The sequence below is a fragment of the Kocuria massiliensis genome, assembly GCF_900169715.1.
Lineage (GTDB): Bacteria > Actinomycetota > Actinomycetes > Actinomycetales > Micrococcaceae > Rothia > Rothia massiliensis.
On record NZ_LT835160.1, the window covers coordinates 134,674 to 153,822 of the forward strand.

At 63.0% G+C, this 19,149-nt stretch carries 14 protein-coding genes; 12 read left to right on the forward strand and 2 right to left on the reverse strand.

Going from position 1 to position 19,149, the window contains the following annotated elements:
* Positions 1 to 9: 9 nt before the first annotated feature.
* From B9Y51_RS11230 to B9Y51_RS02165, 6 genes are all read left to right on the forward strand, one after another.
* Positions 10 to 426 (forward strand): acyl-CoA carboxylase subunit epsilon, encoded by a 417-nt coding sequence (locus B9Y51_RS11230; RefSeq protein ID WP_085528631.1) that lies wholly within the window; start codon positions 10 to 12, stop codon positions 424 to 426.
* Positions 427 to 436: 10 nt separating this feature from the next.
* Positions 437 to 1,861 (forward strand): dicarboxylate/amino acid:cation symporter, encoded by a 1,425-nt coding sequence (locus tag B9Y51_RS02145; RefSeq protein WP_085528632.1) that lies wholly within the window; start codon positions 437 to 439, stop codon positions 1,859 to 1,861.
* Positions 1,862 to 1,907: 46 nt separating this feature from the next.
* Entirely contained in the window at positions 1,908 to 3,431 is a 1,524-nt protein-coding gene (exaC, locus tag B9Y51_RS02150; RefSeq protein ID WP_085528633.1) for an acetaldehyde dehydrogenase ExaC, read from the forward strand.
* 53 nt (positions 3,432 to 3,484) lie between these two features.
* Positions 3,485 to 4,195, forward strand: coding sequence for a Maf family protein (locus tag B9Y51_RS02155; RefSeq protein WP_245826027.1), 711 nt, complete (start codon positions 3,485 to 3,487; stop codon positions 4,193 to 4,195).
* A 161-nt stretch (positions 4,196 to 4,356) separates the two neighbouring features.
* Positions 4,357 to 6,066: an acetyl/propionyl/methylcrotonyl-CoA carboxylase subunit alpha gene (locus B9Y51_RS02160; RefSeq protein WP_238651168.1), complete on the forward strand. Its 1,710-nt coding sequence runs from the start codon at positions 4,357 to 4,359 to the stop codon at positions 6,064 to 6,066.
* A gap of 183 nt (positions 6,067 to 6,249) precedes the next feature.
* Positions 6,250 to 7,677, forward strand: coding sequence for an MFS transporter (locus tag B9Y51_RS02165; protein WP_085528635.1), 1,428 nt, complete (start codon positions 6,250 to 6,252; stop codon positions 7,675 to 7,677).
* 77 nt (positions 7,678 to 7,754) lie between these two features.
* Here the strand turns inward: B9Y51_RS02165 and B9Y51_RS02170 are convergent, their stop codons facing one another.
* Complete coding sequence (locus tag B9Y51_RS02170; protein ID WP_085528898.1) at positions 7,755 to 9,179, reverse strand: NAD(P)H-quinone dehydrogenase; 1,425 nt, start codon at positions 9,177 to 9,179, stop codon at positions 7,755 to 7,757.
* Between the two features lie 190 nt (positions 9,180 to 9,369).
* Here B9Y51_RS02170 and B9Y51_RS02175 point away from each other — a divergent pair, with 190 nt between their 5' ends.
* The 4 genes from B9Y51_RS02175 (at position 9,370) to B9Y51_RS02190 (ending at position 13,095) form a co-directional block, all read left to right on the forward strand.
* Positions 9,370 to 10,176, forward strand: coding sequence for a purine-nucleoside phosphorylase (locus tag B9Y51_RS02175; RefSeq protein ID WP_048680009.1), 807 nt, complete (start codon positions 9,370 to 9,372; stop codon positions 10,174 to 10,176).
* Positions 10,177 to 10,212: 36 nt separating this feature from the next.
* A complete protein-coding gene (locus B9Y51_RS02180; RefSeq protein WP_048679452.1) occupies positions 10,213 to 11,949 on the forward strand; it encodes a phospho-sugar mutase in 1,737 nt (578 codons plus the stop codon).
* A 52-nt stretch (positions 11,950 to 12,001) separates the two neighbouring features.
* Entirely contained in the window at positions 12,002 to 12,673 is a 672-nt protein-coding gene (deoC, locus tag B9Y51_RS02185; RefSeq protein WP_048679454.1) for a deoxyribose-phosphate aldolase, read from the forward strand.
* A gap of 107 nt (positions 12,674 to 12,780) precedes the next feature.
* On the forward strand, positions 12,781 to 13,095 hold the full coding sequence (locus B9Y51_RS02190) for a hypothetical protein (protein WP_048679456.1): 315 nt from the start codon (positions 12,781 to 12,783) through the stop codon (positions 13,093 to 13,095).
* Positions 13,096 to 13,220: 125 nt separating this feature from the next.
* On the opposite strand, the gene mfd is transcribed toward B9Y51_RS02190, so the two are convergent.
* A complete protein-coding gene (gene mfd / locus B9Y51_RS02195) occupies positions 13,221 to 16,850 on the reverse strand; it encodes a transcription-repair coupling factor (protein WP_085528636.1) in 3,630 nt (1,209 codons plus the stop codon).
* A gap of 261 nt (positions 16,851 to 17,111) precedes the next feature.
* Here mfd and B9Y51_RS02200 point away from each other — a divergent pair, with 261 nt between their 5' ends.
* Complete coding sequence (locus tag B9Y51_RS02200; protein ID WP_085528637.1) at positions 17,112 to 17,612, forward strand: DUF2505 domain-containing protein; 501 nt, start codon at positions 17,112 to 17,114, stop codon at positions 17,610 to 17,612.
* Between the two features lie 116 nt (positions 17,613 to 17,728).
* Entirely contained in the window at positions 17,729 to 19,096 is a 1,368-nt protein-coding gene (gene nhaA, locus B9Y51_RS02205; RefSeq protein WP_065424225.1) for a Na+/H+ antiporter NhaA, read from the forward strand.
* Positions 19,097 to 19,149: the final 53 nt, after the last annotated feature.

Genomic DNA, 19,149 nt, shown 5'->3' on the forward strand with positions numbered 1-19,149 from the left:
GGGGAAGTCATGTCTACCGAAGAACATCTCGAGGATCAGACGCCGTTGCTCCGGGTCGTCAAGGGCTCACCCACCGAGGAGGAGCTCGCGGCGCTCACGCTCGTCGTCGCGCAACAGCAACGGTCCACGACCAAGCGTCCGCCAGCGGGCAACCCCATCGCCGAGGTGGGGCGTCTTCTGTCGCGCCGTCAGCGCATCGGTGCGGGCCTCGCTCCCGGGCCGGGTTCGTGGCGCCGCGCCTCCCGGGCCGGGTTCGTGGCGCCGCGCCCGACCGCGCTAGCCCCCTATCCGAACCGACGCCTCGGCCGACACGTGAGGCCGTGGAGCGGGCCTAGTTCCGTGGAAAAATATGACCCGGCGCATAGTTCTGCGCAGGGTTGTCATAGTTCGTCGCGAAAAATTCCGACTCTCCGCGAGCGGGCCTAGGGTAGTCCGCATGTCTGATCGCTCCACCTCCTCGCACACCTCCTCGACGGCGCCTGACGCGTCGCGCCGTCGACTCCCTTCTTGGATGACGAACTTCGGTATCCAGATCATCTTGGGCCTCATCATCGGCGTCGGCCTGGGATTCCTGGCCCTCGGCCTCGGCGGCGACGCCGAAGAGCACCCGAACGGCCTGATGACCACGCTCGACACCATCGGTTCGAGCTACGTATCGCTACTCAAAGCAGCCGTGGTGCCCCTCGTGGTGACCGCGGTGATTTCCTCGATCGCCAATCTCAGCGAGGTGACCAACGCGGCCCGCTTGGCCGTGAAGACGCTGCTGTGGTTCGCGGGCACGGCGCTCATCGCGGTGCTCATCGGAATCGTGCTGGGCGTCATCTTCCGGCCCGGCGCCAATACCGGCTTGGCGACTCCCGAGGCCTACTCCGGAACCACGGGCTCGTGGCTCGCGTTCGTCCAGAGCATCATCCCGGAAAACTTCTTGGGTTTGACGGTCAAAACAAAGGAGGCCGACGGCGCGGGCCTGACCTCCACGCCCAATTTCAACGTTCTCCAGATCCTGGTGATCTCCGGCGCGTTGGGTATCGCCGCACTGAAGGTCGGCAAGGCCGCCGAACCGTTCCTGGCCTTCATCCGGTCCGCACTGGCCGTGATCCAAAAGGTGCTGTGGTGGATCATCCGACTGGCCCCACTGGGCACCATGGGCCTGATCGGCTCGGCCGTCTTCACCTATGGATGGACCACCATGGGCTCGTTGCTCAAATTCGTGGTGCTGCTCTACGTGGGACTCGCGGTCGTTGGATTCGTCGTCTACCCGCTCTTGGCTAAGGCCAATGGGCTCTCCGCGAAGCAGTTCTTCTCCGGTGTGTGGCCGGCCGCGCAAATCGGCTTCGTCTCACGTTCTTCGATCGGCACGATGCCGGTGACCCAGCGGGTGGCCGAACGAAACTTTGGGGTGCCCCGTGCCTATGCCTCCTTCGCAGTACCTTTCGGTTCCACCACCAAAATGGATGGTTGCGCGGCCGTCTATCCGGCCCTCGCCGCGATCTTCGTGGCACAGTTCTACGGCATCGAGATGCATCTGACGCAGTACGTGCTGATCGTGGTGGTTTCCGTCCTGGGCTCGGCGGCGACTGCCGGAACCACCGGCGCCACGGTCATGCTGACGCTGACCCTCTCTACCCTGGGGCTCCCCCTGGACGGCGTCGGCCTTCTCCTGGCCATCGATCCGATCATCGATATGGGGCGAACCGCTCTCAACGTGACGGGGCAGGCCCTGATTCCGGCGATCATTTCACGCCGCGAGGGAATCTTGGATCTGGATCTCTACAACGCACCGCGCTCCAGCGACTGGTTCGAATCTGACCTTTCGGCCGAGGACTACGCAAAGGATGTGGTCAGCACCACTTCGAGGTAGATATAGTGGCGTGCATCACTGATATCTGGACGTCAAAGGAGACACCATGACGGTCTATGCACAGCCCGGCCAAAGCGATTCGCCCGCGGAATTTCGGGGCCGCTACGAAAACTTCATCGGCGGTCAGTGGGTTCCGCCCGTGCGGGGCCAATACTTCGAAAATAAGACTCCGGTCACGGGAGAGGTCTTCACCGAGGTGCCACGCAGCACCGCGGAGGATGTCGAGCTCGCGCTCGACGCCGCATGGAAGGCCTTCCCGGCCTGGGGCCGCACGTCCGTGGCTGAACGCGCCAGTGTTCTCCTGAAGATCGCCGACGCGATGGAGTCCCACCTCGAGCGCATCGCCGTCGCGGAAACGTGGGATAACGGCAAGCCGGTTCGGGAGTGCTTGGCCGCGGACATCCCGCTGGCCATCGATCACTTCCGCTATTTCGCCGCGGCGATCCGCACCCAAGAAGGCGGCATCTCCCAACTCGACGACGAGACCACGGCCTACCACTTCCATGAGCCGCTCGGCGTCGTCGGGCAGATTATTCCGTGGAACTTCCCCGTTCTCATGGCCGCGTGGAAGATTGCCCCGGCCCTAGCGGCCGGCAATACCGTGGTACTCAAGCCCGCGGAACAGACCCCCGCCTCGATCCTCGTCGTCGTGGACCTTCTTCAGGACATCCTGCCGGACGGCGTGCTGAACATCGTCAACGGATTCGGTGAGGAAGCCGGAGCTGCCCTGTCCGGCAGCGACCGTATCTGCAAGATCGCCTTCACCGGAGAGACCACCACGGGTTCGACGATCGCGAAGGCCGCCGCCGAACACGTGATTCCGTCGACGCTGGAACTCGGCGGCAAGTCCCCCAATATTTTCTTCGCCGATGTTGCCGACCAAGACGACTCCTTCTACCAAAAGTCCTTGGAAGGCTTTGTCTCCTTCGCCCTGAATCAAGGGGAAGTCTGCACGTGCCCGTCCCGCGCGCTCGTCGAGGAATCGATCTTCGATCAGTTCGTGGGCGACGCCGTCGAGCGTGCCCGGAAAATCATTCAAGGCAACCCCCTCGATACCGAAACTATGGTCGGAGCGCAGGCGTCGGAAGAGCAATTCAAGAAAATCTCTTCGTACCTCAAGAAGGGGCCGGAGGAAGGCGCCGAATTGCTCCTGGGCGGTAACCCGGTCACGCTGGATGGCAACCTCGCCGGGGGCTATTACATTGAGCCCACCGTCTTCCGTGGGGACAATTCCATGTGCATTTTCCGGGAGGAGATTTTCGGACCAGTACTCAGCGTGACGTCGTTCAAGAACTACGATGAGGCCATCGCCATCGCGAATGACACCGACTTTGGCCTTGGAGCCGGCGTGTGGACCCGTGGGCAGAACACCGCTTACCGGGCCGGCCGAGCCATTCAGGCCGGGCGCGTGTGGGTCAATAACTACCACACCTATCCCGCGCACGCGGCGTTCGGCGGGTACAAGAAGTCTGGCTACGGACGCGAGAATCACTTGATGATGCTCGACCACTATCAACAGACCAAGAACTTGTTAGTCTCCTACTCGGAAAACCCGACCGGTCTTTTCTAAAGGACCGTCCGAAAATCCGTCGGGGTGCGCTGTGCTGGCCTAGACTGGTCAGTGTGCGCACCCCGATGCCTTCGCCCAATAACTCCCTAGAGGACCTTAAGTCCTCCCCTTCGGCCCGCGAACCTCTCTTGGTCTTGGCTTCCCAGTCACCTTCCCGCGCGTCGATCCTGAACGCTTCCGGTATCGCCTTTTCCACGATCGTCTCAGGCGTCGACGAAGACGCCGCCCTCGACCGTGCCGAAAGGGAACGTGGCTCGTCGCTGGGTCCCGCAGAGACCGCCGGTGTACTGGCGCGAGCCAAGGCCGAGGCCGTGGCCGAGCTCCCCGAAGCCGCCGGTCACCTGATCTTGGGTTGCGATTCGGTCTTCGAACTCGACGGCGTGAGTTACGGCAAGCCGTATGAACCCGAGGTCGCGATATCCCGCATTCGTCAGATGAGTGGCCGCACAGGAACGCTTCACACCGGCCACTGGCTCGTGGATTGCCGCAATACGAACCAGGAATCCAACGAAAGCCACGGCGTCGTTCGTTCGGCCGACGTCACCTTCGCCACCATGAGCGACGCGGAAATTCGCGAATATGTGGCGACTGAAGAACCCCTCAATGTGGCTGGTTCCTTCACGATCGAAGGGTTCGGCGCCGCGTTCATCGCCAGCATCAGCGGCGAGTCGCACACCGTCCTGGGCTTGAGCGTCCATGCCCTGCGCGAGCTCTTGGCCAAGCGAGGAATGAATATCACGCAATTGTGGACGCGGAACACTTAGTGATTTGCGGTATTTACTACTAAGCTCGCGTGAGGATTATAAGGAGTACATGAGTGACGAACACTGAGTCAGAGCACACCCCGAACCCGGGCTCCCGCTACACCAGCGGGCCGGTCACCAAGGTCTTGATCGCCAACCGCGGCGAAATCGCCGTTCGCGTGATGCGCGCCGCCGCGGACGAGGGCCTGAAGACCGTGGCAGTTTATGCAGAACCTGACCGTGAAGCTCTCCACGTCAAACTCGCCGATGAGGCGTACTCGCTGGGCGGCTCCACGGCTTCTGACTCGTACCTCGTCATGGACAAAATCATCGACGTCGCCGTGCGTTCGGGTGCCGACTCGATCCACCCGGGTTATGGATTCTTGTCCGAAAACGCCCAATTTGCTCGCGCCGTCATGGACGCCGGGCTCACCTGGATCGGCCCGTCCCCCGACGCGATCACGGAGCTGGGCGACAAGGTGGCCGCGCGCCACCTGGCCGAAAAGGTCGGTGCCCCGCTCGTGCCCGGCACCAAAGACCCCGTGGCCGACGCCCAGGAAATCCTCGACTTCGCCGACCAGCACGGCCTGCCGATCGCCATCAAGGCGGCCTTCGGCGGCGGTGGCCGTGGCATCAAGGTCGCCCGGAGCAAGGAAGAAATTCCCGAGCTCTTCGAATCGGCCGTCCGTGAGGCCACAGCGGCCTTCGGTCGCGGCGAATGCTTCATTGAGCGATTCTTGGACGCACCGCGTCACGTCGAGACCCAGTGCCTCGCCGACGCACACGGAAACGTCGTCGTCATCTCGACCCGCGACTGCTCCCTCCAGCGCCGCAACCAAAAGCTCGTGGAGGAAGCTCCCGCCCCGTTCCTCAGCGATGAGCAGTTGGAGCGACTCTATGAGTCCTCCAAGGACATCCTCCGCGCCGCCGAGTACCAGGGCGCGGGAACCTGCGAGTTCCTGGTCGGTCAAGACGGCGTCATCAGCTTCCTTGAGGTCAACACGCGCCTTCAGGTCGAGCACCCCGTCTCGGAAGAGGTCTCGGGGATCGACCTGGTCCGCGAGCAGTTCCGCGTGGCACGCGGCGAAGAGCTCGGATACTCCGATCCGGCCCTCCGCGGTCACTCCTTCGAGTTCCGCATCAACGGCGAAGACCCGGGTCGTAACTTCATGCCCTCCCCCGGCAACGTCGAAACACTCAACGTCCCGTCGGGCCCCGGCATCCGTTGGGACTCCGGTGTGGTCGCGGGTGACGTCATCGGCGGCAACTTCGACTCGATGCTCGCCAAACTGATCGTCACGGGAGACTCCCGCCAGCAGGCCCTCGAACGGTCGCGCCGTGCCTTGGCCGAATTGAGCATCACCGGCATGCCGACGGCGACGACTTTCCACCGGGTCGTGGTTTCCGACCCCGCATTCGCCCCTGAAGACGATGCGCCCTTCACGGTGCACACGCGGTGGATCGAAACCGAATTCAACAACACGATCCAGCCTTACGCGGGTCAGCCCGGTTCGGTTGACGCCGAAGAGGACGACCGTCAGAAGGTCGTCGTCGAGGTGAACGGTAAGCGCTTGGAGGTGCTGATGCCTTCTCTCGGCGACGCGCCCACAAGCTCCAGCAAGCCCGCGAAGTCACGCCAGCGCAAGAACCGCTCCGGCGGCACGGCGGCCCCGACCAGCGGTGACGACCTCACGTCACCAATGCAGGGAACCATCGTCAAGACGGCGGTGAAGGACGGCGCGAAGGTCTCCGAGGGTGATCTGATCGTGGTCCTCGAGGCCATGAAGATGGAGCAGCCGCTCACGGCCCACAAGTCGGGCAAGGTGACCGGCCTTAAGGCCAAGCCCGGCGACACCGTGACCGCCGGTTCGGTCATCGCAACCATCAAGTAAAACCCACACCACGACGGCGCGGCTCCTCCGGGGCCGCGCCGTCGTCGTATCCGAAGCCGGTCACGAAGTGTCCAATATTTGGAATGATTGTCCAGCATCTAAACAGGACTCTTAGGGTAAAAGGCATCACTCGCGCCGTTTCTTGAGCCAGGGACGGCCCCGCCCAACTCGTAAGGAGCCTCGTTGACGACTTCCGAAACCTCCACCGCGACCGAACCGGCCGCATCCCCAGAGAACCTGCAGGCCGCGGTCGAACGAGTTCCGAGACACCGCATCATTACCGCATCTCTGGTCGGTACCACCATCGAGTTCTACGACTTTTACGTGTACGCGACGGCCGCTGTCGCGGTGTTCCCTGCCCTGTTCTTCACGGGACAAGATGACACCACCAAGCTCCTCGCTTCCATGGCCACCTTCGCCGCCGCGTTCTTGGGCCGCCCCCTGGGCTCCGTGGTGTTTGGGCATTTTGGTGACCGCATCGGTCGAAAGGCAACCCTCGTGGGCGCATTGCTCACCATGGGTCTGGCCACCTTCCTCATCGGATTGCTCCCCACATATCACCAGATTTCCTTCTGGGCCCCCGCGATCCTGACCATTTTGCGCTTCGCCCAGGGCATGGGGCTCGGCGGAGAATGGTCGGGCGCTGCCCTGCTGGCTAGTGAATATGCCAAGCCTGGACAACGAGCCCAGGCCGCTATGTGGCCCCAGCTCGGCGCACCCCTCGGATTCATCCTGGCCAACGGGTTCGTCCTCTTGCTGACCACGTGGATGAGCTTCGATTCCACCACCGACGCCGCAGCCACCGACTCGCCGTTCCTCGTGTGGGGCTGGCGCATCCCCTTCCTGTTCTCAATCGTCATGATCCTGCTGGGCCTCTACGTCCGCCTCAAGCTCGAAGAAACTCCCGTCTTCCGCCAGTCCGTCCAGCAGGGCGAGAAAGCCAAGGCACCCGTCGTCGACGCTTTCCGGACCGCCTGGAAGCCCATGATCTTGGGAACTTTCGTCATGCTGTCGTGCTACGTGTTGTTCTACCTGCTGACCGCGTGGATCCTGTCCTACGGCATCGGCAATCCGGCCAAGGGTGCCGGTCTCGGCATTCCGTACCACACGTTCCTCAAGGTGCAGCTGGTCGCCGTCCTGTTCTTCGCCGCCTTCGTCCCGGTGTCCGGATGGCTCGCGGATAAAATCGGCCGCCGCCGCCAGCAGATTGCCACGAATATCCTGCTCATCGCCTTTGGCTTGAGTTTCGGCATCTTCATGGCGCCGTCCACGATGGGCACGGGGGCTCAGGTGAATATCCCAGGCCTCATCCTCTTCATTTCCATCGGCATGGCGATCATGGGGCTTTCCTTCGGCTCGATGTCCGCCTACCTGCCAGAGCTGTTCCCCACCAACGTCCGGTACACCGGTTCGGGGATCTCGTACAACGTCTCCTCGATCTTGGGTGCGGCCATCACGCCGTACGTGGCCGTGTGGCTCAATTCCCACGGCGGCGTCAGCGCCGTGGGGTGGTACCTGGCGGGTGCCGCGGTCCTCACGCTCGTCGCTCTGTTCATTTCGCATGAGACGCGCGATATTGACCTCACCAAGGTGGGCCAGGAGCGGAAGTAGCCGGCCCGGATCACCAAAAACGCCGCCGCCCTCCATTCCGGAGGGCGGCGGCGTCGTAGTAACGGCAGTCCGTGCGATTAGGTCGGCATGCGGTGCAATCGGCGCGCCGCTTCGGACATCGATCCCGTGAGCGAGGGATACACCGAGAACGAGTCGGCGAATTCCTCCACCGACATCTTGTTATTGACCGCTAGCGAGAGCGAGAAAATCAGCTCGGAGGCGCGGGGGCCGACGACGACGCCGCCAATGATGGTTCCCGACCCCTTGCGGGCAAAGATCTTCACGAATCCGTCCTCGACGGCCATCATCTTGGCTCGCGGATTGGTCGAGAGCGAGAGCATCACGGCATCGGCTTGGTACCGGCCGCTCTCGATATCGGCCTCGGTGACTCCCACGGTTGCAATCTCCGGGGAGGTGAAGATGTTCGAGGCAACACGATGCTTCTTGAGCGGACCGACCGAGTCACCCAGCAAATGGGCCATGGCAATACGTCCCTGCATCGCCGCGACCGAGGCCAGCGGAAGCACGCCGGTGCAGTCACCGGCGGCGTAGATATTCGACGCCGTGGTTCGAGAGACGCCGTCCACCGCGATGTGCCCTGATTCGGTCACCGCCACGCCGGCGTTTTCGAGGCCCAGGTCTGCGGTATTGGGAATAGAGCCGACCGCCATGAGGCAGTGAGAACCGGCGACCTTGCGTCCGTCGGAGAGGGTCACGATGACGCCGTCGCCAGTGTTCTCGGCCGCCGCGGCACGGGATCGAGGCATAACGTTCATGCCTCGGCGATCAAAGACGTCCTCGAGCACCTTGGCGGCGTCGGCGTCCTCACCGGGAAGCACCTGATCACGCGAGGAGATGAGCGTGACCTCGGCCCCTAGCCCACGGTATGCCGAGGCGAATTCCGCACCGGTCACACCCGATCCGACCACGATGAGGTGCTCCGGCACCGTTTGAAGCTGGTACAGCTGAGTCCAATTGAAGATCCGATCGCCGTCTGGCTTGGCATCCGCGAGCTCGCGGGGGTGAGCGCCAACGCTCAGTAGGACGGCGTGCGTGGACAGGCGATAGGTCAGGTTCTGGCTATCCGAGACCTCTACGGTTCGGTCGTCAATCAAACGGCCTTTCCCCTCGATGACCTTGACCCCGGCCTTTTCCAGGCTGCGGCGAATGTCCTTGGACTGCTCATGGGCGAGGTTCAAGAGGCGACGGTTAACCTTGTCGATGTGGACCTCGAGCTCGACCAGCTCGTCTCCGGCCCGAGTGCGAATCCCCAGCGCGGGGGCCTCGCTGAAGCGATTCATGGTGTCTGCCGAGGCGATCAGGGTCTTCGAGGGGACGACGTCGGTCAGGACGGCCGAACCGCCCATCCCCTTCTCTTCGATGATCGTGACGTCCGCGCCAAGATTGGCCGCGACCAGTGCCGACTCGTAGCCGCCGGGTCCGCCGCCGATGATGATGATCTTCTGGGGTGTAAATGCAGTAGCTTCGCTCACGATGGCCATTCTTCCCCAGCCGGGCAAGTCCGTCCAAGTCAACGGGGAACTCTCGAGGTGAAATTCGCGCGAACCGCCCAAGATCGGCTCATACACAAGCCATCTAGCCTCTACCGATCCCCCGACATCCTGCTAGTTTGGACGGGTGAGCACCAGTAAAAATACCCTTCCCGTACGTCTTCCCGGCAACTCCTCGGACATGGCGTTTGAGCCCAACCGCCTCGCCGACGAGGCGGCCGCCTACATCACCGAGCGCACCGGCGTGGACCGCTACGACTACGCACTCACCCTGGGATCTGGCTGGGGTGGCGCCGCGGAACTGATCGGAACCACCGACGCCGTCCTTCAGGCCTCGGACATCCCGGGCTTCCACGCTTCGAGCGTTGCGGGCCATGCCGGCACCATCACCTCCATCACCACCGAAACGGGCAAACACGCCCTCGTGATAGGAGCGCGCACCCATTACTACGAGGGTCGTGGCGTCGACGCCGTGGTCCACGGGGTGCGCACCGCCGCCGCTGCCGGATGCTCGACCATGATTCTGACGAATGGCTGCGGCGGGTTGCAGCCGACCTACGCACCGGGCGTTCCCGTATTGATCAGCGATCACATCAACCTCACGGGAGCATCACCCCTGGTGGGCGCGCACTTCGTGGATCTCACCGACCTGTACTCTCCTCGCATTCGCGAGATCGCTCACTCGGTGGACCCCGAGTTGGAGGAAGGGGTGTACATGCAGCTTCCCGGTCCTCACTACGAGACCCCGGCGGAGATTCGGATGGCCCGCACCTTGGGAGCCGATCTCGTGGGCATGTCCACGGCGCTCGAAGCCATCGCCGCTCGGGCCGCGGGGCTCGAAGTCTTCGGGATCTCGTTAGTCACCAACCTGGCCGCGGGCATTTCCGAAACCCCTTTGAACCACCACGAGGTACTCGAGGAAGGCCGCAATGCCGGTCCCCGCATCTCTCGGTTGCTCGCGGACATCATCCACCGATTGGACAGCTGAGCGCACCGCCAGCAGGAAAACAACGAGGTTTATCCCATGACACCGATCAGCGACATTATCGATCACGCCATGCAGTGGGTTCAGGCCGATCCTGACCCCGAGACCCAGCGTGAGCTCTTGGATCTGACCAGCCGCGCCGAAGGCGATGAAGCCGCTGCCGCGCAATTGCGGGACCGATTCTCGGGACATCTGCAATTCGGTACGGCCGGCCTCCGCGCCGCCTTGGGTGCGGGACCCATGCGGATGAATCGCGCCGTCGTGATTCGCGCGGCCTACGGCGTCGCCGAATACCTCACCGAACGTGCGACCAAGGAAAACTGGGGCACCAAGGTTCGCGCCGTCATCGGCTACGACGCCCGCACCAAATCCGATGCCTTCGCCCGTGACACCGCCGCGGTGTTCACCGCTGCCGGCATGGACGCCTTCTTGATGCCGCTGGCCCTGCCCACGCCCGTCCTGGCCTGGGCCACACGCTTACTGAAGGCCGACGTCGGCGTGATGGTCACGGCTTCTCATAACCCGCCCGCGGACAACGGCTACAAGGTGTACCTGGGCGGTCGCGCCGTCGGCGAGGACGCCCGGGGAGCCCAGATCGTGCCGCCCACCGATGCCGACATCGCCGGCAAGATCGCGGCTGCTCCCCCGGCGGACCAGATCGAACGCTCCGCATCCGGTTGGACCATGCTTCCCGAACGCATCGCCCGGGACTACGAGCACGAGGTCACGTCGCTGATCCCCGGAATCGCTCCCGATCAACGTTCGCTTCGTGTGGTGCTGACACCGATGCACGGAGTGGGCGGCGAAGTCATGTCCTTCGTCCTCGCGCGGGCCGGGTTCGACAAATTGCACGTGGTACCGGAACAAGCGTTGCCGAACCCCAAATTCCCCACGGTGGCCTTTCCGAATCCCGAGGAACCAGGTGCCATGGACTTGGCCCTCGAATTGGCCCGGGACCGCGACGCCGACCTCGTGATCGCCAACGATCCGGACGCCGACCGCGCAGCCTTCGCCATTCCAGACGCACGTCGCGAGGGCGGCTGGCGCATCCTGCGGGGCGATGAAGTCGGAGCGATCCTCGGTCGCGTCATGTTGGAACGCATCCCCTCGACGGGAGGGGCCCGCCCCTTCTTCGCAAATTCGATCGTTTCCTCCCGACTCTTGGGAGCGATGGCGACGGCGCACGGCGTCGGACACCAGCAGACCCTCACCGGTTTCAAGTGGATCGCGCGCGTTCAGGGCCTGGTCTACGGATACGAAGAGGCGCTGGGCTATTGCGTGGCTCCGGACCTCGTCAAAGACAAGGACGGCATCTCCGCGGCCCTGGTGTTGGCCGATCACGCCGCGAAACTGAAAGACGCCGGTAAATCGCTCCTGGACGTCTTGGATGACATCGCGCTTCAACACGGCGTCTACGCGACCGATCAGCTCTCGGTTCGCGTCGACGATCTCGCCCGAATCGACGCCATGATGCAACGGCTGAGGAGCAAGGCCCCCGAACGGCTCGCCGGTTCGCCCGTGGTCGAGTACCGCGACCTGTCCGAAGGTTCCAAAGACCTTCCGCCGACCGACGGTATTCTGTTGCTGACCGAAGACGACAGCCGCGTGATCGTCCGTCCATCCGGAACCGAGCCAAAGCTCAAGTGCTACTTGGAGGCCATCGTTCCTGTCGCCGAGCCCGGCGAACTCGAGAACTCCCGCGCGACGGCTTCCGCACGTTTGGCGGATCTCCGCCTCGACGTCACTCGCGCACTCGGCGTCGACACCGAATCCTGATCTACACCCCGTTCCGCTTCCCCAGCGGACCCACCGAATACTGGAGAGCTCCATGACCGAGACCTACACTGCAGAACGCCTTGCTGGCATGATCGACCACACAATCCTGGCAGCGAATGCCCGAGCAACCGACGTCGAGCGCTTGTGCAACGAGGCCCGAGAATTCGGCTTCGCGTCGGTATGCGTCAACCCCGTATGGGCCAGCCTCGTGGCGGATCGGCTCGCCGGTAGCGACGCCGTGGCTTGCGCCGTCGTGGGGTTTCCTTTGGGCGCGACGACGACCGATCAAAAGGTCCACGAAGCCACATCCGCTCTCAACGCCGGTGCTCGCGAGATCGACATGGTTATCAATATCGCTGACGCCCTCGAAGGGGACCGCGAGGCCCTGACCAAGGACATCCGTGCAGTGGCGGAAGCGGTTCATGCTCAGGGCGGCCTCCTGAAAGTCATCATCGAGGCATGTCTGCTCGACGACGATCAGAAGGTCCTCGCTTGTCAGGCTTCCGTGGCTGCTGGCGCGGATTTCGTCAAAACCTCCACCGGGTTCTCGACCGGCGGGGCGACGGTCGAGGACGTCAAGTTAATGCGTCTGACCGTCGGCCCCGACATCGGTGTGAAGGCCTCCGGCGGCATCCGCACCCGAGAAGACGCCCTCGCCATGATCGAGGCAGGTGCCAGCCGCATCGGCGCGTCACAAGGCATCGAGATCATTCGGGCAAGCTAAACGTCTGACTTGCTCCTATACTGGAAGTAGCTCGTCAATAGTCCTCGCGCGACCGAGCAGAGACGCGATCACTCGAGGACATACACACCGTCAGGATTGAGGATTACATGACCCACGCCACCGAATCGGCCTTCCGTAGGGAGGACCAGAAGCCTGCGAACAGCGAGGCCAGCCACCCCAAGGTGCGCAATCACTCCGGTGAAGGCCACCTCGCGTCGAACCTGGTGATGTTCATCTTCTGCATGATCCTGCTCGTCGCCTCGTTCTACTGCTTTGGCCTGTGGATCTCCGATTCGAAGGCTTGGCTTCCCTTTGCCATCGCGATCGTCCTGTACGGTTTGACCTTCTTGGTCCCGTTCCAGTTGCTCAGCAGCAAGACCGCCAAGCATTCGACGTCCGGTAAGGACATCACGCAGCTCTAAAGCATGCCAGCGCACGAGGCATCGTGCTCATGACAATGGCCGGCCCTCCCTTCGGAGAGCCGGCCATTGTCGTTAGGGACGGGAATTCGTGGATTCGGCCGCTCGGAGGGAGCGGCCTGGCGTGTTTACTCCAGAATCGCCTCGATGAAGGTGCCGACCCACTCGAGGATCGCGTCATCCACGAGGTCTTTGCCGCCCACAGGCGCGGATTTGGGTTTGGGCACCAAGATCTGTTGCTGTTCCGTCCCGGGAACGGTCTTGACGAGGGCTCCCGGGTACATCCGTTGAAGCCGCATTGCCTTGGACTCGGGTAGATCCACCGGATAGAAGCGGATCTTCGGGCCCATGACCATGATTTCGGTGAGCCCGGCCGCACGGGCTCTGATCCTCAAGCGAGCAATCTTCAGCAGATTATTCGCCGGTTCCGGAAGGTCCCCGTACCGATCTCGTAGTTCGGCCGCGACGCCTTCCACGGACTGTTCGCTGGATGCCGCGGCGAGGTTGCGGTAGGCCTCCAGACGAAGCCGCTCCCCCGGCACGTAGTCGTGCGGAAGGTGAGCATCCACGGGGAGCTCAATCTTCATTTCCGCGGGCGCTTCCTCTGGTTCGTCACCCCGGTAGTCGGCCACAGCCTCCCCGACCAAACGCAAATACAGGTCGAAGCCGACACCCGCAATATGTCCGGACTGCTCTCCACCCAGCAAGTTGCCGGCGCCTCGGATTTCGAGGTCCTTCATCGCGAGTTGCATACCCGCCCCCAGCTCGTTGTGGGCCGCCACGGCTTTGAGTCGTTCCAATGCCACCTCGCCCAGCGGCTTCTCGAGCGGGTACAGGAAATAGGCATAGGCACGCTCACGTCCGCGCCCGACTCGTCCGCGAAGCTGGTGAAGCTGCGACAAACCATAGTTATTCGCGCGGTCGACGATGAGGGTATTGGCGTTGGAGATGTCCAGCCCGGTCTCGACGATCGTCGTGCAGACCAGCACGTCGAATCGTTTCTCCCAAAAGTCAACAATGATCTGTTCGAGCCGTGCTTCGCTCATCTGGCCGTGTGCCACCGCAATGCGCGCCTCGGGGACCAATTTCTGCAGGTCGGAGGCCACCCGGTCGATCGACGACACCCGATTGTGCACGTAGAACACCTGGCCTTCGCGCATGAGCTCACGCCGCACGGCCGCGGCCACCTGCTTCTCGGTGTGCGGCCCCACAAAGGTCAGCACAGGATGCCGCTCCTCGGGCGGCGTCGCCAAGGTCGACGTTTCCCGAATGCCGGTCAGCGACATCTCCAGCGTGCGGGGAATCGGCGTCGCCGACATCGCCAGAACGTCCACATTGGTGCGTAACGTCTTGAGCTTTTCCTTGTGCTCCACGCCAAACCGCTGTTCCTCGTCAATGATGACCAGTCCCAAATCCTTGAAGTTCACGGCTTGGGACAGCAGGCGGTGGGTACCGATGACGACGTCGATCGTGCCATCCGCGATCCCCGACTCGACGGCCTTGGATTCCTTGGCGGTTTGGAACCGAGAAAGGGTGGCTACCCGCACCGGGAACCCGCTAAAACGCTCGGTGAAAGTTTCGGAGTGCTGTTGAGCGAGCAGCGTCGTTGGCACGAGGATCGCGACTTGCTTTCCGTCCTGAACCGCCTTAAAGGCCGCTCGGACGGCGATCTCCGTCTTCCCGTACCCCACGTCGCCGGAGATCAACCGGTCCATCGGGATCTCCTTCTCCATGTCCGATTTGACCTCGTTGATGGTCGTCAGCTGGTCAGGAGTCTCGACGTAGGGGAAAGCCTCCTCGAGTTCTCGCTGCCACGGCGTATCTGTGCCAAAGGCGTGTCCCCGTGAGGCCATGCGCGCCGAATAGAGTCGAATGAGGTCGGCCGCAATTTCCTTGACCGCCTTGCGCGCCCGAGATTTAGTCTTCGCCCAGTCAGAGCCACCCATCTTGGAGAGGGTTGGAGCATCTCCACCCACGTAATTGGTCACTTGATCGAGCTGATCGGTCGGCACAAAGAGCCTGTCCCGGGGCGCGCCACGCTTCGAGGAAGCATATTCCAGGACGAGGTATTCCTTCATGGGTTTCGGCTGACCGGGCTTAACCATGGCGCCCGCAATCGGTCGTTGGATCAACTCGACGAATTGGCCGATGCCGTGTTGTTCATGCACCACGTAGTCGCCGGGCTTCAGAGCGAGCGGGTCCACCGCATTGCGACGACGCCGCGCAGGAAGTTTCCGCATGTCTCGGGTGGTGTAGGGGCTAGCCTTGCCCAGCACATCCGCCTCGGTCAGCAACGCAATTTTCGCGTCTTCGAGCACGAATCCCGTTCCATGCGGAGCCGTGGTCAGCTCGATGAGACCGGGCTGCGGTTCGGCTATCAGGTCCTCGCTCCGGGAGGCCGGAAGGTCGGCCCCTTGGAACAGCTCGGCCAAACGATTCAGCGGTCCCGGTCCATCGGTGACCGCCACAACCTGCCAGCCTTCGCGCACATGATCGCCCACGACCTCCAGCATGGCCTCGACGTTGCCCGCAAAGGTCAGCGGCGCCCTGACGGCGATCGTGAGCGTGTCGACGTCGTCGTCGATCGCGTCGTCGACTCCCAGCGAGGTGATCGACCACCAACCCAGTCCGGCATCCAACGCTTCGTTCCGCGCATCGGCCACGGACATGAAGCTGGCCTGCGCAAGTCCCGTCTCGTTCAGGTCGATGGGGGCCTGTTGGCCGTCGGAGGCTTGTTCCCAGGCGGCCACGAGGAATTCTTCGTTGGTCGCGACGAGATCGGCCGCTCGGGCACGAACCTTCTCCGGCTCCAGGAGCACCGTCAACGAGTCCTGCGGCAGAGAGGCGACGAGGGTGGTCATGGCATCCACCAGCAACGGCGCCAAGGATTCCATGCCTTCAACGTAAATACCGCCCGCGATGCGCTCCAACATGGATTCGGCTCCGGGGAGCGAATTCTTCAACTGGGCGGCCCGCGACATGACCTGCGGTGTAATCAAAATTTCTCGGCAAGGAGGCGCCACGAGAGAGGTCGGGTCTCCGCCGTCTTGGGGAGTGAAAGTCCGTTGATCCGCGACGGCGAACCACTTCATTTGGTCGATGTCATCACCGAAGAATTCGATGCGTACCGGGTGATCCTCGACCGGAGAAAAGACATCCAAGATTCCGCCGCGGACCGCGAATTCACCGCGTTTGGTCACCAAATCGACTCGTGAATAGGCCGCCTTGGACAGTGCCTCGATCGTCGCTTCGAAGTCGTGTTCCTCTCCCACGGCCAGGCTCACGGGCTTCATCGAGTCGAGGCTCGCGGAAATGGGTTGCAGCACCGAACGAATCGGTGCAATCACCACGCGCACTGCGTCGTCGGCCTCCGAAAGGCGCCGCAACACGGCCAAACGCTGACCGACCGTGTCCGACCGTGGGGACAAGCGTTCGTGCGGCAGGGTCTCCCACGCGGGGAATCGAGTCACGGTGCGCGGGTCCAGATAGGAGCCCAGAATGCCTTCGAGGTCTTCCGCTTCCCGGTCCGTGGCGGTGACGGCGAGGACCACGGGTGCGTGGCCCGAAGCGTGATCGCGAGCGCTTTCCGCTGCGGCCAGACCGTCGGAGATTTGGGCGACCAATGGTGCGCGCAGCCCCTCGGCGGCGCCGATGAGGGTCTCTGCCGACCGTTCCGCGGCCGGTCGGGAGGCCTGGGCGAGCACGTTGGCAAAGGTGGGTTCTTTGGCGAGGGCTTGACGCAACCCGATGAGGCTCATGGCAGAACATTCCTTGGGTGGTGGGGTGAGGCCACTTTTGGGCGCACGAAGAGGCACCCCACATTTTGCGCGGCCGGGTGGCCAACGTGGGGTGACGGCGGACGTGGTCCGCACGCACCCTACCCTACGCCCAGCCCCCGGCAGGCTTCCACGCCACCAAGCTTCCGGCTTAACTGTTCCCGAGCGCCTCTCTCCCGTTCGTTGGCGAAGCATCGCTAAACTAGGGACAACTCTGTTGACCACCAAGAAATGAGGGCACTCATGGCAATGCAGGAATCCCACACCATCAACGCGCCGATCGACCAGGTTTTGGAGGCCTTCAGCTCGGAGGACTTCGCCCGCCACGTGGCGCAGAAGGCCGGCGTTGGTTTCGAGAGCCTCTCCGTGGACGGCGACCGTTCGTCGGCGTTCACCGTTACAACCGTTCGGTCCGTCGGAGCCGATAAGGTTCCCAGCATCGCCCAGAAGTTCGTGGGCAACGGCGTCAAGCTGACCCAGGTCGACGAATTCAGCGCACCGCAGGGCGATGGCTCGCGCACCGTCGAAACCTCCATCGATGTGTCCGGAATGCCGGTTTCCGCAACCGCTCACCAGAACCTCACCTCGAAGGGCGAAACGACCGTCGTGGACGTCAAGGGCGAGGTCAAGGCCAACATTCCGTTGGTGGGTAAGAAGATTTCGGCCGCCGCGGAGCCTTACATCGGCAAGGCCCTGTCGCTTCAGTCCACCACGGCCGAAGCGTGGATCAAGGACCACAACTAATCAGGCCGATCACCCGTTGAAGGGTTGATTCCCTCCCCGCCTGTCCCCACGAGGGTTTCGGGTGGGGAGGCGGCTTGTGACCGCACCGTAGCCCGCGCACCCGACCTAGAGGACTTATGACGACGACGCTGCAGGACGAGGGGTACCATCAGGGCCGTTTTGGGATGAAGCTCCGCGAAGGCAATACCGGCGGTCTGTTGATGATCGCCGCCATGGTTTTGGGGCTTCTTTTCGCCAACACTCCCCTGGCCGACGGCTATTTCGAGGTGCGGGACGCTCATCTCGGTATCCCCGGTGTGGACAGCGCATTCCATACCGTTGGCGAGTGGGCCTCCGAAGGCCTGCTTGCGGTGTTTTTCTTCATGACGGGCTTGGAGCTGAAATCCGAGTTCGTCGATGGCGAGCTTCGACGGATCCGCAAGGCCATCGTGCCCGTTGCGGCCGCATTCGGCGGCGTTGCGGTGCCGGCTGTCCTTTACACCGTTATCAACCTGATGTCCGGTGACGCCGCAACCCTCAAGGGCTGGGCGACCCCCACGGCCACCGACATCGCGTTTGCCGTCTCGGTGCTCGCCGTTGTCGGCTCCGCGTTGCCGACCGCCATGCGAACCTTCCTGCTGACCTTGGCCGTGGTGGACGATCTCATCGCCATCGTCATCATCGCGGTGGTGTATTCCGAAGGTTTCAACGTTCTTTACCTGGCGCTGGCGATTCTCCCGGCCGCCGCGTTTTGGGTCTTGACTCACCGATGGCCGCGCTTCTTCGCGTATAGCCGGTGGGCCGCATGGGTCATCTTGTTGCCGATCGGCATCGTGACCTGGGTCTTGATCTACTCGGCGGGGATCCATGCGACCATCGCCGGTGTGCTCTTGGGCTTCATGGTTCCTGTTTTGCATCGTTCTAAGCCCCGCGCCGGAGAGGCTCCCATCGGACTGGCGCCTCGCCTGTCTCACCGTTTTTCACCGTTGTCGAACGGCATCGCAATTCCCGTCTTCGCTTTCTTTGCCTCGGGCGTGGCCGTTGGCGGATGGAGCGGAGTCATTGACGCGTTCACGGACCCGGTCGCGATCGGCGTCGTCGTGGGGCTGGTTGTAGGGAAGACGATCGGCATCTTCGGGTCGACCTGGGTCTTGACACACGTCAGCTCCGCAGAAATCGATGAGGACATGACCTGGACGGACGTGTTCGGGCTGGCCATGATGGGCGGCATCGGGTTCACGGTAGCGCTATTGGTCGCCGAATTGAGCTTTGGTCTGGGAACCATCCATGACGACCACGCCAAGGTCGGGGTGCTCAGCGGGTCCTTGCTCGCGGCGGTCCTCGGCGGCATTCTGCTGAGCTTCCGCAATGCGCATTACAAACGCCTACGAGCCGCCGGCCACCCTGTCGATACCTACGACGGCGCCCCGCCGGACGCCTCCGAGGCCCACGAGGCGGAAGCGGCCGATACCGAGCCACGTGCTTGGGATCGCCCCCACGGCTGACGCCGACACACGTTTCCTGCATTTTGAAACCACCGACCAGTAGACCCTGGGGA

Coding starts and splice junctions, on each gene's coding strand:
- B9Y51_RS11230 (WP_085528631.1), top strand. CDS start 10: ATGTCTACCGAAGAACATCTCGAGGATCAGACGCCGTTGCTCCGGGTC.
- B9Y51_RS02200 (WP_085528637.1), top strand. CDS start 17,112: ATGGCAATGCAGGAATCCCACACCATCAACGCGCCGATCGACCAGGTT.
- exaC (WP_085528633.1), top strand. CDS start 1,908: ATGACGGTCTATGCACAGCCCGGCCAAAGCGATTCGCCCGCGGAATTT.
- deoC (WP_048679454.1), top strand. CDS start 12,002: ATGACCGAGACCTACACTGCAGAACGCCTTGCTGGCATGATCGACCAC.
- nhaA (WP_065424225.1), top strand. CDS start 17,729: ATGACGACGACGCTGCAGGACGAGGGGTACCATCAGGGCCGTTTTGGG.
- B9Y51_RS02190 (WP_048679456.1), top strand. CDS start 12,781: ATGACCCACGCCACCGAATCGGCCTTCCGTAGGGAGGACCAGAAGCCT.
- B9Y51_RS02160 (WP_238651168.1), top strand. CDS start 4,357: ATGCGCGCCGCCGCGGACGAGGGCCTGAAGACCGTGGCAGTTTATGCA.
- B9Y51_RS02175 (WP_048680009.1), top strand. CDS start 9,370: ATGGCGTTTGAGCCCAACCGCCTCGCCGACGAGGCGGCCGCCTACATC.
- B9Y51_RS02180 (WP_048679452.1), top strand. CDS start 10,213: ATGACACCGATCAGCGACATTATCGATCACGCCATGCAGTGGGTTCAG.
- B9Y51_RS02145 (WP_085528632.1), top strand. CDS start 437: ATGTCTGATCGCTCCACCTCCTCGCACACCTCCTCGACGGCGCCTGAC.
- mfd (WP_085528636.1), bottom strand. CDS start 16,850: ATGAGCCTCATCGGGTTGCGTCAAGCCCTCGCCAAAGAACCCACCTTT.
- B9Y51_RS02170 (WP_085528898.1), bottom strand. CDS start 9,179: ATGGCCATCGTGAGCGAAGCTACTGCATTTACACCCCAGAAGATCATC.